Origin of the sequence: Rhizobium sp. T1470, from assembly GCF_042140505.1 — a bacterium.
Classification (GTDB): Bacteria; Pseudomonadota; Alphaproteobacteria; order Rhizobiales; family Rhizobiaceae; genus Rhizobium; species Rhizobium favelukesii.
Map to the genome: position 1 here is coordinate 631913 of NZ_CP148091.1, position 15567 is coordinate 647479.

Genomic DNA, 15567 nt, shown 5'->3' on the forward strand with positions numbered 1-15567 from the left:
CGTCACGCCTTTGCCGCGAGCGCGTAGCGAGCAAGCTCGATGCCCATCGCTTTTTCCACCGGCGGATAGACGGTCGGATCGAGAACGCTGGCCGACAGCGGAATGATGCTCATCGGCACATGCAGGATGAAGACATGCATGCCGTCCTTCAACTGGCCGACGCTCAACGGCTCGCCCTCGGGCGAGAGCGTTGTGATGACCGAGGGGAACGTCGCGATACGCTTGCCTTCGATGTCGTCGACGGCCATGTACTCGTTCATCACATGCATGGTCACCGCCTTGTCGGCGGAGCCGACGACGATCGTGCCGATGTCGAAGGCCTCCTTGGTGTAGACGACGTCCTTCTTGGTGATGATGCCTCCGGCGAGGATATGGCCGCCGGTCGTCTTGCAGATGGCGTCGATCACAGCCGAGCCACCGATCTTCTCGGCTGCGATGATCGCTTCACCCAGCGCCAGCGCCATCGAAATACCGCCGAGCGCTGCATGGGTGCGGACGTAGGAGGCACGCAGCGGATTGCGGCAGCTGGCGATGAAGCCGCCCGACTGGTCGGAAGCCGCCCGCAGGATCGGTGAAATCTTCGCCGTTGCGCCCTTCACGACAAGCTCGATGTAACGGTTCTCGGCGCGGTTCCCGCCGACCGCCGTCTGGATCACCCGTTCCGGCGAGCCTGCCATGCCGATCGAGCCCATATCGCCGGTCGGATGTGCGCGGATATCGCCCACGGCATCCACGACCTTGGTTCCGAGAATGGCGCAGGGCAGCCAGCCGTTCAGCGTCGACGACCTGCCGTTTTGGCCGATGATCAGGCCGGACAGTTTCTCGCCTAGCTCTTCCTGCAGCAACTGCACGGCCTTCACATAATCGATGCCCTGCATTTCCCAAGGGGTCGTGGAGGCCGGTGCACCGATCGCGGCGGCCGTGGCGATCCAGTCGTCGTCCTGCAGTTCGTCGATCGACACGAGTTCCGGCTTGCCGACATTGACGGCGGCATAGCCTAGCATTCGGCCATGGTCGGCCCAGCCGCCGCCGCCGGCGGCATAGACGGAACCGCCCTTGACGGCCGCCTCGACGTCCTTCTCAACGAGTATGCGTCCCATCAGGCATTCTCCTGCTTCAAGCTCTTGTCCATGTCTATGACGGCTTCGAAAAGCACTGCCGCGCCAAGCGCGATGTCGTCGTTTTCCGCCCATTCGTCAGCCGAGTGGCTGCGCCCTTCCTTGCACGGCACGAAGATCATGGCGGCAGGCGCCACCTTTGCAATCCAGGCCGTGTCGTGACCCGCGCCGACGCTCTCGCAGGCCCTTTCGAGCGTTTTCAACAATCCGGCGTCGCTCGGCGTCGGATAATTATCCGAGACCCGCATTGGGCTCCTGATCGAAACTCCGTAAGTAATGGCTAACTTTATGACGTGCGCATCCAGCCATTCGCAGAAGGCTTCCATGTCGTTGCGCACCTCCGCGCGTCCATCGATCAAGAGCACGACCTTCGACGGAACGACATTGGCCGCATTCGGCTCGATCCGGAATTCGCCGACAGTCGCCGCAAAATGACCTGGCGTCTTTGCCCGCGCGGCGGCCGCATTGCGGATATCGAGAACCAATTGCGCGGCAGCGACCAACGCATCCGAACGGCTGTCCATCGGCGTCGTGCCAGCGTGGTCCGCGCGTCCCTCCACGACAATTTCGATCCGGGTGATACCGGCGATCGCGGTCACGATGCCGATATCCTTCTTCTCGTTCTCGAGCACCGGCCCTTGCTCGATATGCAGTTCGAGGAAGCCCTTGAGATCGGGTCGCTCCTGCGACGGCAGTGTCGAGGCGTCGCCACCAACCTGTGCGATTGCCGACGCCAGATCACGCCCTTCCGACACGCGGGAAAGCCAAGCTTCCGGCAACTGTCCCGTCATGCCCCGGCTGCCGATGCAGGAGACGCCGAAGATGCTGACCTCCTCCGCAAGGAAATCGACGATCTCCAGGTCGTGATCGAGCTCGATGCCCTGATCGCCCAGCGCACGGGCGACTTCCAGCGCTGTCACCACCCCTGCAATGCCGTCGAAGCGGCCACCATCCGGTACGGTATCCGAATGCGAACCCACCATGATCGTGCCGAGTCCGCTGTGGGCACCCTGTCGTTTGCCGATCAGGTTGCCGGCGGCATCGATCCGGGTCTCAAGGCCAGCGGCGCGCATGCGCGCTTCGATGTAGGATCGCCCCTCGAGAAAAAGCGGCGAGAAGGCGCGGCGTGTCCAAGGCCGGCCAGGCTTGGTGATCTCGGCCAGAGCGTCGATATCCTCCGCGATACGACCGGCATTGACAGGCAGGTTTCGGCTCATTGTGCCGCTCCGGCGATCACCTGCCTTGAGAGCGGACGTACAAATTGGCCGGTGCCCGGCTCAGCCAGCACGGTTGCACCATCGGTGATCTTCCTGCCGCGCAGATAGGAAGCGGAGACCGTCCAGGGAAGGCGGATGCCGTTGTAAGGGCTCCAGCCGACCACGTTGTTGCCGCTCGCGGCTGCGTCATAAATTGCTTCACGCGGCTCAAGCACCACGATATCGGCATCCTTGCCGGGTGTCAGTGCGCCCTTGACGTGATCGAGGCGGAAGTGCTTTGCCGGGTTTTGCGCCATCAACTTTGCCGCCCAGGTCAGTGGGATACCGCGCTCGCTCGCGCCCTTGATGAAGAGCGGCACCATCACTTCGAGCCCCGGCACGCCGGAGGCGTTTGCCAGCATATCGGGATTGGTCTTGCGGTTTTCGGACCAGCTGACGTGATCCGTCGAGACGAGCCAGACATTGCCCTCGGCGACCTTGCGCCATAGCGCCTCGACTTCGGCACGCGGACGGATTGGCGGGTTGATCTTGGCCTTGCCGCCGAGGCGTTTGACGTCGTTTTCCTCGTCCAGCGTGAGATAGTGGATGCAGCACTCGACGGTCGCTTCGTAGCCGTCGCGGCGATAGGCCCGGGCAATGTCGTAGCCGCGCCCGAGCGAGCAATGCACCACGTGCGAGGGGCATCCCGTATTGGCGCCCGTCTCGAAAATCGTGTGCATGGCAAGCAGTTCGGTGATCGGCGGCCGGGAGAGCCCGTGCGCCCGCCAATCCGTGATCCCGCTCGCCTTCACGCGATCGACATAGGTGCGGACAGCCTCGTCATCCTCGTTGTGCACGCCGGCCGTCAGCCCCGTCGGCGTGATCGCGGCAAAGCACTCGTCCAGCAGGGCAGGGGGAATGCGCGGGAAGCGCTTCGGATCCGTGCCGAACGTCGAAAACTTGAAGGCGGCAACGCCAGCCTCCACCATCTCGGCGATGCGCTTGGCACCGTCCTCAGGATCGACCGTGCCGTAAAGTGCAAAGTCGACGCGCGCCTGCGGGCCAGCATGCGCGATCTTCTTCTTCACGGCTTCCGCCGAGCAGACGAGATTGCCTTCGTCGTAAGGCATGTCGACGATCGTCGTCACGCCGCCGGCGGCGGCCGACCGCGTCGACCAGATGAAGTCTTCCTGACCCTTCTGCGACAGTGAGTGCACCTGCGCGTCGATTGCTCCGGGCAGGATTAATGCCTTGCCGAGGAGATGGCGCTCGCGCGCAGCTGGCGGTACACCGAGGCCGACTTCGGCAATCTTGCCATCGTGGACGGCAACGTAGCCGGCTTCCAGAATGCGTTCCGGCAAAACGACCGTGCCTTGCAGAACGAGATCGAAATCAGCCATGCCGCTTTCTCCGTGGCGAATATTGAAGGGATCAGATGGCGACCTGTTCCTGGGTCAGACGCTGCTCGATGCGCTCCAGCGAGCCGAGTGCAAAGAAATCGTCGAATGATGCGATCGGTACCTCTTCGATGAGCTTGGACATGAAGGCGCCGGAGCCAAGCTCTTCCTCGATCGCTTCCACCTCAGCAGAGAGTGGCCGGTCGACCGTGTAGAACTCCGCATGTTTGCGAACGACATCGTAGAGCATCCCACCGACACCCTTCGGCTTGTCGCCGAGGATATCCACGGCCTGCGCCGAAAGCAGCGCCTCGAGGGCGGCAAGTCGCATCAGAGCGCGCATCTGGCGCTCAAAACGCTCGATCACCAGCGGTAGGAACGCTGCCTCGTCCTCAAGGCCGGCCGCGACCACCAGCGACTGCGCAGACACCGGGTTCGACATCGATAGCACGCGCGAGAAGATCTCGCCGGCCAGTTTGATGATCGGGCCGAAACCTGTTGCGATGCGGCCGGGCGGCACCAGATTGACGGGTAGATCGCGCCGCTGGCCGTTGCCGAGCAGGACACAGCGGTTGAAGGCATTGCGGGCCGCGTGCGCCATGCACAGAGCCGCCGATTCCAGCAGGATCGTCACATCGAGCGGCAGCGACCCGCCCGAGGTCATGACGCGGCCCTCGACGACGACAGGGTTGTCGTCGGAACGTCCGGTGGCGGCAAGGATCTTGTGTCCGGTCGTCAGCAGGTTCTCGATGACCGCACCGAATACCTGCGCGACCATGCGCAGGCTCAAAGGGTCCTGCACGTGGGTCTTGATCGGCCACTGCCAGGCGTCCGAAGCATTGCAGAGCCAGGAGCCGATCAAAGCTTCCCGGGAGGTGCCGACATGGCGAACGGAAAGCCAGGGATCTCGGGAGGCCCCAAGGGCGCCTGACGCCATCATTCCGGAGGCCAGCAGCACGCGAATGGAGGCGGCGGCATTGCGTGTCGCATCCGCTGCAGCTGCGAAGCTCACGGCGTTGACGCTGAGCGAGGCAAGACTGTCGCGCGGGGCCATGGTGAAGGGCTTCATACCAGCTGCCGCGAAGGCGTCGGCAGCCTGCATGCGCTTGCCGCGATAGACGGCTTCCCCGACGCCGGTCAAGACGGCGCCGATCTGTCCCATGAGGCCAATATCGGCGCAACCAATGGACCCGGTGCGGCGGACGACCGGAATGATGTCGACCTCGAGCATGCGCATGTATGCATTGACGAGTTCAGGTGTACAGCCGACCTGCCCCGTCAGAGCGGTGTTGATGCGGATGGCCATTGCGTTGCGCACGACGGAGCATGAAAACGGCGTCCCTGTGCCGAAGTGATGTGCGCGCACGAGGCCGAGACTGAAGGCGTCCAGGTCCTCCGGGGACCACTCGACGTCTTTCATGGCACCGACGCCGGTGGTTGCCCCGTAGACGGGCATCCCAGCCTTGATCGCGTCCTCGACAATTCCACGGGCGATCTCGACGCGGGCCATACCCGTTGCCGAAGCGGAAAGCGCCACCTTGCCCGATCCGATCCTCACCATCTCAGCAAAGCTCAGCGGCTGTCCGGAAAGTTCGATGCGCGGGCGTTCATGCTTCATCTGCCATATCTCCTTGAAAAGTGAGACTATGCGACGGCGCTATTCGATGGGATATCCCAAATATTGAACACAACATGCATTTGCATGCGATGATCAGGTGACCACCCAGGCTATATAGAGAAGGGCGAGCGCGATAATCCAGAGGGCGAACCGACCGGAGCGATTGTGACGCGCTTCGGATTTGCCGATCGCTTCGGCCGTTTCCGCATCGAAACGCAGTCCATGCTCACTCATGTGCAGCAGTTGATGGTGAAACTTCTCGGTCTTGGCCGCAATCTCCGGCGCGGCTTCTGCAAGCTTGACCGCTGCCTTCAACCCGTCCTTGAGGTCGGTGACGATACGCTTCGGGCCGAGATTGTTGCGGATCCAGTCGCCGACGACTGGTTCGGATGCCTTCCACATGTTGAAGCGTGGATTGAGCATGCGCGACACGCCTTCGACGACGACCATGGTCTTCTGCAGCATGACCAGTTCCGGTCGCGTGGCCATGTCGAACAGTTCGGTCACCTCGAACAGCAGCGTCAGCAGCTTGCCCATCGAAATGGTTTCGGCCGGCTGTCCGTGGATCGGCTCGCCGATTGCGCGGATCGCCTGCGCGAAGCTCTCCACATTGTGATGGGCGGGGACATAGCCGGCCTCGAAATGGACTTCCGCGACCCTGACATAATCGCGGGTGATGAACCCGAAGAGAATTTCGGCAAGGAAGCGGCGCTCTTTTTTGCCCAATCGTCCCACGATTCCCATGTCGACGGCGACGATGTCTCCATGCGCATCGACAAAGAGATTCCCCGGATGCATGTCGGCATGGAAGAAGCCATCGCGCAGCGTGTGGCGCAGGAAGGACTGGATCAGTGTATCCGCAAGGCGATTGAGATCGTGGCCGGCGGCGCGCAAGCCGTCGACGTCGGACATCTTCACACCATCGATCCACTCCATGGTGATCACGTCGCGGCCAGTGCGCTCCCAATCCACCTTCGGCACGCGGAATCCTGGGTCCTTTTCGGTGTTCTCGGCGATTTCGGAAAGGGCCGCAGCCTCGAGCCGCAGGTCCATTTCGACCTTGGTGGTCTGCTCCAGGGTCTTCGTCACTTCCACCGGCCTGAGGCGGCGGCTTGAAGGCATGAAGCGCTCTTGCATGTGGGCGACGAGATACATCGCCTCGATGTCGTGCGAGAAGCGCTGACGCACGCCGGGGCGGACCACCTTTACGGCAACCTTCTTGCGACCGGACAGTGTATCGACCTCCGCCGGATGCACCTGGGCAATCGACGCTGCGGCAATCGGCTCGCCGAAGCTTGCGTAAAGGTCTTCGATCGGGCGGCCGAGCGAACTGGCGATGCTCGCCTTGGCCGCCGCCGGCGGGAAGAATGCCATGCGGTCCTGGAGTTGCGATAGGTCGTCTGCAAATTCGACGCCGACGACATCCGGGCGCGTCGCCAGGAACTGGCCGATCTTCACGTAGGAGGGGCCCAACCGTTCGACGGCTTGCGCCAGCCTGTCGCTGCGCTTCTTCGATTTCGAGCGGTTGCGTGCGAATAGGCCAACAAAGGACTTGGCAAGGCCGATCGAGGGCGGAAGATCTTCTGACGGCAAGGCCGAAATGACGCCTTCGCGCACGAGAATCCAGCCGACGCGCCAGAGCCGGAAATATGCTCCGAGAGCACTCATGCCGGATTGCCTGCCTGCCAAAGCGCGCAGGTGAACGGTGTACCTCGAACCATCCGTCAGAGCTTCCAGCCGGAGTGGAGGGCTGCAATGCCGCCGGTATAGTTTGTGAAGCTGACGCGCGAGAAACCGGCGTTGCGGATCATCTCGGCGAAGTTCTCCTGGTTGGGGAATTTGCGGATGGATTCGACGAGATATTGGTAGGGCTCGGCCTCGCCGGTGATCGCCTTACCGAACTTCGGAATGGCGTTGAAGGACCAGCTGTCATAGACGCGGTCGAGCAACGGCATGTCCACTTCCGAGAATTCGAGTACCAGCAATCGGCCGCCGCGCTTCAGCACGCGATGGGCTTCGCTCAGCGCGACATCGATGCGCGGCACGTTGCGGATGCCGAAGGCAATCGTGTAGGCGTCGAAGCTGTTCGGCTCGAACGGCAGATCCTCCGCGTTGGCTTCGACGAAAGTCAGATTGTCGGAGAGCTTCTTTTTGGCGGCGCGCTCGGCGCCGACGGCCAGCATCGAGCCGTTGATGTCGAGTACGGTCGCATGTGCCTGCCGGTTCGAGGCTTCGACGATGCGGAAGGCGATGTCGCCGGTACCGCCGGCAACGTCCAGAACCCGGTAGCCTGGCTCCCTGCGTGGATTGAGCGCCGCAATCATCGCGTCCTTCCACACGCGGTGCATGCCGACCGACATAACGTCGTTCATGATGTCGTAGCGCTTGGCGACTTTGTGAAAGACGTCGTTGACGAGGCCCTGCTTCTCACCACCCGCCACGTCGCGGAAGCCGTAGGATGTTTCCATGCCGCCTTCGGCGGAGGTACGGCTTTCTGACATCGAAAATACTCCATCTATCTGAAATCGGCGCGGCGACCATAGCGAACTGACGCGCGCGACGCTATCTGTGGACCACGGTCAAAGCCGCGGCACCTTGGCGCTATAGCGTACAACGCCCGTGGTGGAAACATGTTAGATATAGATGGGTTAAGATGCCGGAATTGCCAGAAGTCGAAACCGTCAGACGCGGGCTTGCCCCCACCATGGAGGGCGCGCGTATCGCCCGCCTGGAGCTGCGACGCAAAGACCTGCGTTTCCCTTTTCCGGATGGTCTCGAGGCACGGGTGACGGGCCGCAGCATCGTCGCGCTCGGTCGCCGCGCCAAATATCTGCTGATCGATCTCGATGACGGCACGACGATCATTTCGCATCTCGGCATGTCGGGCTCCTTCCGCATCGAGGTGGAACAGCTTTCTGATAGGCCGGGCGAATTCCATCACCCCCGCTCGAAGGATGAAAAGCACGATCACGCCATCTTCCACCTGGAGGGACCGAAAGGCGCCAGCCGCGTCATCTATAATGACCCGCGCCGTTTCGGCTTCATGGATGTGGCACAGCGTTGCGAACTTGATCTCAATCCCTTCCTCTTCGGCTTGGGACCGGAACCGACAGGCAACGAACTCAGTGCCGCCTATCTGGCGGAACGCTTCGCTGGCAAGGCGCAGCCTCTGAAAAGCGCGCTGCTCGATCAGAAGAATATTGCCGGGCTCGGCAATATCTATGTCTGCGAGGCGCTGTGGCGCGCGCACCTGCGGCCGATGCGTGCCGCGGCGTCCATCGTCACGACATCGGGTAAGCCCAACAAGCAGATGGAGTTGCTTGTCGCCTCGATCCGCGACGTCATCGCCGACGCCATCAAGGCCGGTGGCTCGTCGCTGCGCGACCATATCCAGACGGATGGCTCGCTCGGCTATTTCCAGCATTCCTTCGCTGTCTATGACCGCGAAAGTCTACCTTGCGGCAACCCGGGCTGCGGCGGTACCGTCGCCCGCATTGTCCAGGCAGGGCGCTCGACCTTTTATTGCCCTGCCTGTCAAAAGTAACGGGAGGATTGTCCATGGCCTACGAAACGCTGATCGTCGAAACCCGAGGCGCGGTCGGGCTGATCACATTGAATCGCCCGCAGGCGCTGAACGCGCTGAACTCGACGGTGCTGAAGGAACTTCTTCAGGCCTACGAAGCCTTCCAAGCCGATGACGCCGTCGGCGCTATGGTGCTGACTGGTTCCGAGCGCGCATTCGCCGCCGGTGCCGATATCAAGGAAATGCAGCCGCTGGATTATGTCGATGTCTACGACCGCGATCTGATGAGCGGATGGGACGACGTTGCCAAGGTGCGCAAGCCTGTGATCGCCGCTGTCAGCGGCTTTGCGCTCGGCGGCGGCTGCGAGCTTGCAATGATGTGCGATATCATCATCGCGTCGGAGACTGCCAAGTTCGGCCAACCCGAAATCACACTCGGCGTCATTCCTGGTATGGGCGGCTCGCAGCGGCTGACGCGCGCTGTCGGCAGATACAAGGCCATGGATCTGATCCTCACCGGCCGCATGATGGACGCTGCCGAAGCCGAACGCGCAGGACTCGTTTCGCGCGTGGTGGCGCCCGAACGGCTGCTGGACGAGGCTCTGGAGGCTGCCGCCAAGATCGCCTCGCTGTCGCGTCCTTCCGTGCTGATGGCGAAGGAGGCCGTAAACCGCGCACTGGAGACCACCTTGGAGGAAGGTCTGCGCTTCGAGCGTCGCCTTTTCCATAGCCTCTTTTCCACCGAAGACCAGAAAGAAGGGATGACGGCCTTCATCGAAAAGCGTAAGCCTGCCTTCAAGAACCGCTGAGCCTTGGAGAAAGGCGGCGTTTCCTTGAAAATGCGCGTTGACGTGGGTCGGCTTTAGGGTTATATGCCCGCCCACGGTTCGGGAAGCCACTCCGGTTTTCCGATTATGCTCCCGCATTGCTGGATTGAGTGGCCGCAGGGCCCGCGGTGATGACGGAGTTTGTTCGAATTCTTAGAGAGGCATCCATGGCCAATACAACTTCGGCGAAAAAAGCGACCCGCAAGATCGCCCGCCGTACCGACGTCAATAAGGCTCGTCGCTCGCGCGTTCGTACGTTCGTTCGCAAGGTCGAAGAGGCAATCGCATCTGGTGATGCTGCCAAGGCAAAGGAAGCATTCCTCGCCGCGCAGCCGGAACTGGCTCGCGCCGCAGGCAAGGGCGTCCTGCACGCCAACACGGCTTCCCGAAAGGTTTCGCGCCTGGCAGCGCGTGTGAAGGCTCTGTCGGTTTCTGTGACCGCATAATCTTTCGTTAACGGACGCACCATTATGATTAGCCCGGCAACTTTGTCGGGCTTTTTCGATTCCGCCGACTGGCTTCCGTATGGTTAATTCGGCGACGATTTCATGTCGAGCGTGTGACACGAAAAAGGCAATGAAAACAAATACTTGTTGTAGGATACTTCAGGTACGCTCGACTCGGGGCCTACAATCTGCGGTCTGAGCAGAGTCAAGAAGCTTTTTTATTTTTTTCTTTTTATGCGTGTCAAAAATGCCCGCGGGACGAATCTCCTTGATTCAAAAGCGATTCTTTTTTGACGCGGATGTGACGCCCAAAGACTGCCCCCCGAGTCAACGGCCCGCTCTTAATTTTGCGTAAAATTCATCGTTGATTCCCGCATTCGATCCTGCCTAAATGCCGATCAACAAGGGGTCCAGACATCACCTGTGAAGGCTTGGTCTGAAACTGCCACGTCGGCAGGACGATGAACCTGTGCCACTTGTTACGGAGAGCCTAAGCTTCCGGTTTTTCACGCACTTGAGCATTTTTGACCGCGACGTGGCTGTCGCGGAACGGTGATTTTTTGTGTGTTGGTTGCACGCGTTGCGTGAAACCGGAATGGGGAAGAGAAGTCGTGGCAAGACGACTGGACGCCAGCTGACGAGGAGCGGCATCCAGTCCGACAGAAGGCAGTCGACGCCGCATGAGGCGGGCTCGCGCTTTCTCGGAAAGTCTTGTGAGTGGGGCAGTATTTGAGTGAACCGGCAGGCGAGTGGCTCATGAGGGTGCCACTTTCTGGTCATAGCGGGGAAATAATCGGGCGACGAACAAAGTCGGCCGACGAATGGAAGGCGGCATGATGCAGATGAATACAATGACGGCGGATGCCCTGGATAGCGGGGACAACGAACCGCAGGCGTTTGGCTCTATTTGCGCTGGAGCGGCAGGGGAAAAGGGAGACATGAAGCATGGTGTACTTTTCGAGCGTGTCAGCGCCCGCCTGAAGGCGCAAGTCGGTCCGGATGTCTATGCAAGCTGGTTTGCGCGGCTGAAGCTGCATTCGGTTTCCAAGAGCGTCGTGCGCCTGACGGTGCCGACAACTTTTCTGAAGTCCTGGATCAACAACCGGTATCTTGAGTTGATCACCAGCCTGTTTCAGGCCGAAGACTCCGAAATCCTGAAAGTCGAAATTCTCGTGCGCACGGCAACGCGTGGCGTTGGTAAACCGGCTGAAGCGCCGGTTTCCCCAGAGCCTGTTGCCGCCGCGCAGACGCGCCGCCCAGCGGCGCAGCATGCCGGCCAGATTGCGCAGCAGGCGGTATCGTCCGCAGCCGCTGCCCGTCCGGCGACTGCCGGCCAGCCGCTCTTCGGCTCGCCGCTGGACTCCCGCTTCACCTTCGACACCTTTGTTGAGGGTAGCTCCAACCGCGTAGCACTTGCTGCTGCCAGGACGATTGCGGAAGCCGGGCAGGGCGCTGTCCGCTTCAATCCGCTCTTCGTCCATTCCAGCGTCGGTCTCGGCAAATCGCACCTTCTACAGGCGATCGCCAATGCCGCGGTTCAGAACCCGCGCGCCCTGCGCGTCGTCTATCTGACGGCAGAGTATTTCATGTGGCGTTTCGCAACAGCGATCCGTGACAATGATGCTTTGACCTTGAAGGACTCGTTGCGCAACATCGACCTTTTGATCATCGACGACATGCAGTTCCTGCAGGGCAAGATGATCCAGCACGAGTTCTGCCACCTGCTGAACATGCTGCTCGACAGCGCCAAGCAGGTCGTGGTCGCTGCCGACCGCGCTCCCTGGGAGCTGGAATCGCTTGATCCACGCGTCCGCTCGCGGTTGCAGGGCGGTGTGGCCATTGAGCTCGACGCGCCGGACTACGAGATGCGTCTCGAGATCCTGAAGCGTCGCCTTACCGCTGCTCGCGTCGAGGACCCGTCTCTGGAAATCCCGGCCGAACTGCTGAACCATGTTGCGCGCAACATCACTGCAAGCGGCCGCGAGCTGGAAGGTGCTTTCAACCAGCTGCTTTTCCGCCGCTCCTTCGAGCCGAACCTGACGGTCGAGCGCGTCGACGAGCTTCTTGCTCATCTCGTTGGCTCGGGCGAGCCGCGCCGTGTCCGCATCGAGGACATCCAGCGCATCGTCGCACGGCACTATAACGTGTCGCGCCAGGAACTGGTCTCGAACCGCCGCACCCGCGTCATCGTCAAACCGCGCCAGATCGCCATGTATCTGTCGAAGACGCTGACGCCGCGGTCGTTCCCGGAAATCGGCCGTCGCTTCGGCGGTCGCGATCATACGACCGTGCTGCACGCCGTGCGAAAGATCGAGGAGCTGATCGCCGGCGACACCAAGCTTTCGCATGAGATTGAGTTGCTGAAGCGCCTGATCAACGAATAGTCGGGCAATCTTCTGTGCACGTTTGACGGCCGGGCATTGCTCCGGCCGTTTTCTTTTGCGCACAATCTTCTGTACGCTGGAGTGGCCACGTGGCCACAGGGGGAGCCGATGAGTTTCGACAGGATCGCTGTTCTCGGACTGGGCAAGATCGGGCGGTTGGCTGCAACGCTTCTGCATGAGGGAGGGTTCGACGTTCTAGGCGTCGACCTGCAGGCGCCGACGGAAAGCCAGCCATTCGAATGCAGGAGTGGCGACATCTCCGACCCCGCCGTCATCGGTGAACTGTTGTCCAGCGTTGAGGCCGTGCTTTCCTGCCTGCCCTATCACCTCAACATCGGCCTTGCGCGCGCCGCCCACGTCGCAGGGATCCACTACTTCGATCTGACCGAAGACGTGCCGACGACAAACTTCATCATCGAACTGTCCAAGACGGCACGCGGCCTGATGGCGCCGCAATGTGGCCTGGCCCCCGGCTTCGTCGGCATTGTCGGATCGAGCCTTGCGGACGGCTTCGACAAGTGCCGTTCCATTCGAATGCGGGTCGGCGCTCTGCCGCAGCACCCGACCGGTCTCCTCGGCTACGCGTTTAACTGGTCGCCCGAAGGGGTGGTCAACGAGTATCTGAACGACTGTGAAGTGATCGAGGGCGGCGTTCGCAAGCTCGTCTCGCCGATGGAATGGCACGAGACGATCTATGTCGAGGGCGTGAAGCTCGAAGCTTTCACGACGTCAGGAGGCCTCGGAACCATGTGCGATACGCTGCTCGGCAAGGTCGAGAACCTCGACTACAAGACGATGCGCTATCCCGGCCACATGGATCTGATGAACTTCTTCTTCCATGAGCTTTTGATGCGCGACAGGCGCAACCTTGCCGGCGAAATCCTCACCAACGCCAAGCCTCCGGTCGAGGACGATGTTGTCTACGTCCACGTCGCAGCGGAGGGCATGGAGAACGGGAACCTCCGCCGCAAGGAATTTGTGCGCGCCTATTATCCGATCGAGATAGCCGGCGCCCGCCGCACGGCGATCGCCTGGACGACGTCGGCCTCGGTGGTTGCCGTCATCGAGATGGTGCGCGACGACCTTTTGCCATCCACGGGCTTCCTGCATCAGGAATATATTCCGCTGGAGATGTTCCTGAAAACTCCGACAGGCGGCCTCTTCGAGACGAGCGCGCCAGCTCGCTAAGTGGTTAGGCTGGTCCAGTAGGCGCCCTCGAAGGGGACAGCCGCGAAGCGCTCGTTGATCTCGGCGAGGCTGTCGGCCGGATCGACATCGCCAAAGAGGTCGGGCCTTACCCAGGATGCCACGGCTTCGGCGGCGAGCACGTTCAGCGGCACGGCATTGAAGAAGTTCCACATGCCGTGCACATTTCCCTCGCGCACCGCTTTCAGCGGGGCCAGGCTTGGTGCCTTAACGGTCTCCTGGAGCGACTGCCGCGCTTCTGCGGGATCGACCCCGGGACCGATCGAAAAGACGGTGTAGGTGCCGCCCGGCGAGCCGGTGGCGATATAGACGTCCGGTTCCGCGGCGATGATATATTCTGCCGTCACGGGTCCGCCCTGTGGCGGCAGGTTCTTGTCGGCGATGTTGCGCCCGCCGGCAAGCGTGATCAATTCACCAAGGCCGGTGCGACCGACCGCCCAGCTGCCACGCGTTGTGCTTGGAAAGGCATCCATCAGCACGAGCGGTCCATCTTCGCCTTTCCCGACCGCCCTCGCTTTGATGCGGTCCACCCGCTTTTCGAAGAACTGAGCATAGTTTTCCGCTTGCTGGTCGCATTCCAGAACGCGACCGAGGAGCCGAATGTCCCGCGGCGTGCTCTTCAGCGGATCGAGATTGAAATCGACAACGATCACGGGCACGCCGATCGATTGCAGATACTCGATGGCACGTTTGCCCTGCTCGCCTTCTGCCTGCCATATGCCCATGACGGCAAGGTCGGCCTCCAAGGAAAGTGCGGCTTCGAAGGACATGCCATCCGCCTGCCCATTGCTGACAAGCGCCACCTTGTCGAGGGCCGGAAATTTCTTGCGAAAAGCATCGTAGATGAACGGGTTGTCCGTCTTCATGTCGGTCGCCCAGCCTGCCAGCAGACTCACCGGATCCGGGTGGATCAGCGACAGCGCGAAAAGATTGAAACCCGTTCCGAGGATGATTGACTTCGGCTTCTTCGCAATCGTCACCATTCGACCGACGGCATCGGTCACGGTCAGTGGCCAGCGCGTCTGTGCCTTCAACAGAGCCGGCGCGCAAAGCGCAGCAGACGCCGCAGCGAGAAAGCCGCGTCGCGTGATCGTGGACGGGATCATTGCACGTTCCTCTGGCTGGGAAGAGCACAAAGCTTGCCACAGCTCTGGACGCCGGGCAGCATGTAGCGCAGACAGCATATCTTCCGCCGGGCGACGCGCTCGCCGTCGTCCTCGACATATCGGACGCTGCCGCAGAGAGGGTTGACGCCGCCGTCCGGCAGGCAGCCGCGGACGAACACCGCCAGATCGGGGCCTTCGGGTGGCCGTGTCATCCGCAGCGCGTAGTCGAGATACACAGCGGCATTGTTCCAGCACAGCTTGGCCGAAATGCCGGAGGCGTTCAGCTTCGTCACGGCCTCTGGAAGATGCTGTTCCAACAAGGGACCGATGGCTTCGAAACCGTCCTCCTCGCCACCCTCAGCATTCCGGCCCCGGTGCGGCACGCCGAATGCACGCGGCAGGCCATTCTCCTGCACTGCGATGGCCATCCCGTCGAAGGCGACCGGAAGCTCCTGCGCGGCGAGGCGACGGGCCAGCACATAGGGAATGGAAAGGGCGGAGAAGTAATACAACGACCACATCGACACGACGGCGCGCCTGTCGCTGTTGCCGCAGGCCTCGGCGTAGCGATCGATCGCCTGCTTGAACCCGCCGTCGCCGAAGAAGAGCGGCAGCGGTACCGCGTCCGGCAGGTCGGTGGAGAGCGCCATCTTCTCGTTGCACCACGCATGCTCACCGGCAAAGGCCGGCGAGAGGACCGAGGCGCTGTCGACCGGATCAACCACATGGTCCTGCGCGCTCGCCAT

13 protein-coding genes are annotated in these 15567 nt (G+C 61.6%); 5 read left to right on the forward strand and 8 right to left on the reverse strand.

Annotated elements, in window-relative coordinates:
* Nucleotides 1-2: 2 nt before the first annotated feature.
* From WGT02_RS03155 to ubiE, 6 genes are all read right to left on the reverse strand, one after another.
* The gene (locus tag WGT02_RS03155; protein WP_024314484.1) at nucleotides 3-1100 is read right to left on the reverse strand and encodes a DUF917 family protein; all 1098 of its coding nucleotides are present in this window, start codon (nucleotides 1098-1100) and stop codon (nucleotides 3-5) included.
* Nucleotides 1100-2335 carry a Zn-dependent hydrolase gene (locus WGT02_RS03160; protein ID WP_208249139.1) on the reverse strand — a complete coding sequence of 412 codons (1236 nt, stop codon included), beginning with the start codon at nucleotides 2333-2335 and terminating at the stop codon, nucleotides 1100-1102. The genes WGT02_RS03155 and WGT02_RS03160 overlap by 1 nt, the downstream gene beginning before the upstream one ends.
* Complete coding sequence (locus WGT02_RS03165; RefSeq protein ID WP_208249138.1) at nucleotides 2332-3714, reverse strand: dihydroorotase family protein; 1383 nt, start codon at nucleotides 3712-3714, stop codon at nucleotides 2332-2334. Before WGT02_RS03165 ends, WGT02_RS03160 begins: the two co-directional genes overlap by 4 nt.
* Nucleotides 3715-3745: 31 nt before the next feature.
* A complete protein-coding gene (locus tag WGT02_RS03170; RefSeq protein WP_208249134.1) occupies nucleotides 3746-5329 on the reverse strand; it encodes an aromatic amino acid lyase in 1584 nt (527 codons plus the stop codon).
* Nucleotides 5330-5422: 93 nt separating this feature from the next.
* Nucleotides 5423-6997 carry a 2-polyprenylphenol 6-hydroxylase gene (gene ubiB / locus WGT02_RS03175; RefSeq protein WP_024314488.1) on the reverse strand — a complete coding sequence of 525 codons (1575 nt, stop codon included), beginning with the start codon at nucleotides 6995-6997 and terminating at the stop codon, nucleotides 5423-5425.
* Between the two features lie 56 nt (nucleotides 6998-7053).
* Nucleotides 7054-7830, reverse strand: a complete 777-nt coding sequence (ubiE, locus tag WGT02_RS03180) for a bifunctional demethylmenaquinone methyltransferase/2-methoxy-6-polyprenyl-1,4-benzoquinol methylase UbiE (RefSeq protein WP_024314489.1) — start codon at nucleotides 7828-7830, stop codon at nucleotides 7054-7056.
* Between the two features lie 152 nt (nucleotides 7831-7982).
* On the opposite strand from ubiE, the gene mutM reads away from it, so the two are divergent.
* The 5 genes from mutM to WGT02_RS03205 all read left to right on the forward strand — a co-directional run bounded on the left by mutM (nucleotide 7983) and on the right by WGT02_RS03205 (nucleotide 13697).
* Nucleotides 7983-8873 carry a bifunctional DNA-formamidopyrimidine glycosylase/DNA-(apurinic or apyrimidinic site) lyase gene (mutM, locus tag WGT02_RS03185; RefSeq protein ID WP_208249132.1) on the forward strand — a complete coding sequence of 297 codons (891 nt, stop codon included), beginning with the start codon at nucleotides 7983-7985 and terminating at the stop codon, nucleotides 8871-8873.
* A gap of 14 nt (nucleotides 8874-8887) precedes the next feature.
* Complete coding sequence (locus WGT02_RS03190) at nucleotides 8888-9661, forward strand: enoyl-CoA hydratase (RefSeq protein WP_208249131.1); 774 nt, start codon at nucleotides 8888-8890, stop codon at nucleotides 9659-9661.
* A gap of 185 nt (nucleotides 9662-9846) precedes the next feature.
* Nucleotides 9847-10125, forward strand: a complete 279-nt coding sequence (gene rpsT / locus WGT02_RS03195; RefSeq protein WP_024314492.1) for a 30S ribosomal protein S20 — start codon at nucleotides 9847-9849, stop codon at nucleotides 10123-10125.
* An 836-nt stretch (nucleotides 10126-10961) separates the two neighbouring features.
* A complete protein-coding gene (gene dnaA, locus WGT02_RS03200) occupies nucleotides 10962-12509 on the forward strand; it encodes a chromosomal replication initiator protein DnaA (protein ID WP_024314493.1) in 1548 nt (515 codons plus the stop codon).
* A gap of 108 nt (nucleotides 12510-12617) precedes the next feature.
* Nucleotides 12618-13697, forward strand: coding sequence for a saccharopine dehydrogenase family protein (locus WGT02_RS03205; RefSeq protein ID WP_024314494.1), 1080 nt, complete (start codon nucleotides 12618-12620; stop codon nucleotides 13695-13697).
* Here WGT02_RS03205 and WGT02_RS03210 read toward each other — a convergent pair.
* Nucleotides 13694-14821 (reverse strand): ABC transporter substrate-binding protein, encoded by a 1128-nt coding sequence (locus WGT02_RS03210; RefSeq protein WP_208249129.1) that lies wholly within the window; start codon nucleotides 14819-14821, stop codon nucleotides 13694-13696. The two genes, WGT02_RS03205 and WGT02_RS03210, sit on opposite strands and share 4 nt — an antisense overlap.
* A complete protein-coding gene (gene fhuF, locus WGT02_RS03215; RefSeq protein ID WP_024314496.1) occupies nucleotides 14818-15567 on the reverse strand; it encodes a siderophore-iron reductase FhuF in 750 nt (249 codons plus the stop codon). Before fhuF ends, WGT02_RS03210 begins: the two co-directional genes overlap by 4 nt.

Coding starts and splice junctions, on each gene's coding strand:
- rpsT (WP_024314492.1), top strand. CDS start 9,847: ATGGCCAATACAACTTCGGCGAAAAAAGCGACCCGCAAGATCGCCCGC.
- dnaA (WP_024314493.1), top strand. CDS start 10,962: ATGCAGATGAATACAATGACGGCGGATGCCCTGGATAGCGGGGACAAC.
- WGT02_RS03170 (WP_208249134.1), bottom strand. CDS start 5,329: ATGAAGCATGAACGCCCGCGCATCGAACTTTCCGGACAGCCGCTGAGC.
- ubiB (WP_024314488.1), bottom strand. CDS start 6,997: ATGAGTGCTCTCGGAGCATATTTCCGGCTCTGGCGCGTCGGCTGGATT.
- WGT02_RS03160 (WP_208249139.1), bottom strand. CDS start 2,335: ATGAGCCGAAACCTGCCTGTCAATGCCGGTCGTATCGCGGAGGATATC.
- mutM (WP_208249132.1), top strand. CDS start 7,983: ATGCCGGAATTGCCAGAAGTCGAAACCGTCAGACGCGGGCTTGCCCCC.
- WGT02_RS03190 (WP_208249131.1), top strand. CDS start 8,888: ATGGCCTACGAAACGCTGATCGTCGAAACCCGAGGCGCGGTCGGGCTG.
- ubiE (WP_024314489.1), bottom strand. CDS start 7,830: ATGTCAGAAAGCCGTACCTCCGCCGAAGGCGGCATGGAAACATCCTAC.
- WGT02_RS03205 (WP_024314494.1), top strand. CDS start 12,618: ATGAGTTTCGACAGGATCGCTGTTCTCGGACTGGGCAAGATCGGGCGG.
- WGT02_RS03210 (WP_208249129.1), bottom strand. CDS start 14,821: ATGATCCCGTCCACGATCACGCGACGCGGCTTTCTCGCTGCGGCGTCT.
- fhuF (WP_024314496.1), bottom strand. CDS start 15,567: ATGGCGAGCGCGCAGGACCATGTGGTTGATCCGGTCGACAGCGCCTCG.
- WGT02_RS03165 (WP_208249138.1), bottom strand. CDS start 3,714: ATGGCTGATTTCGATCTCGTTCTGCAAGGCACGGTCGTTTTGCCGGAA.
- WGT02_RS03155 (WP_024314484.1), bottom strand. CDS start 1,100: ATGGGACGCATACTCGTTGAGAAGGACGTCGAGGCGGCCGTCAAGGGC.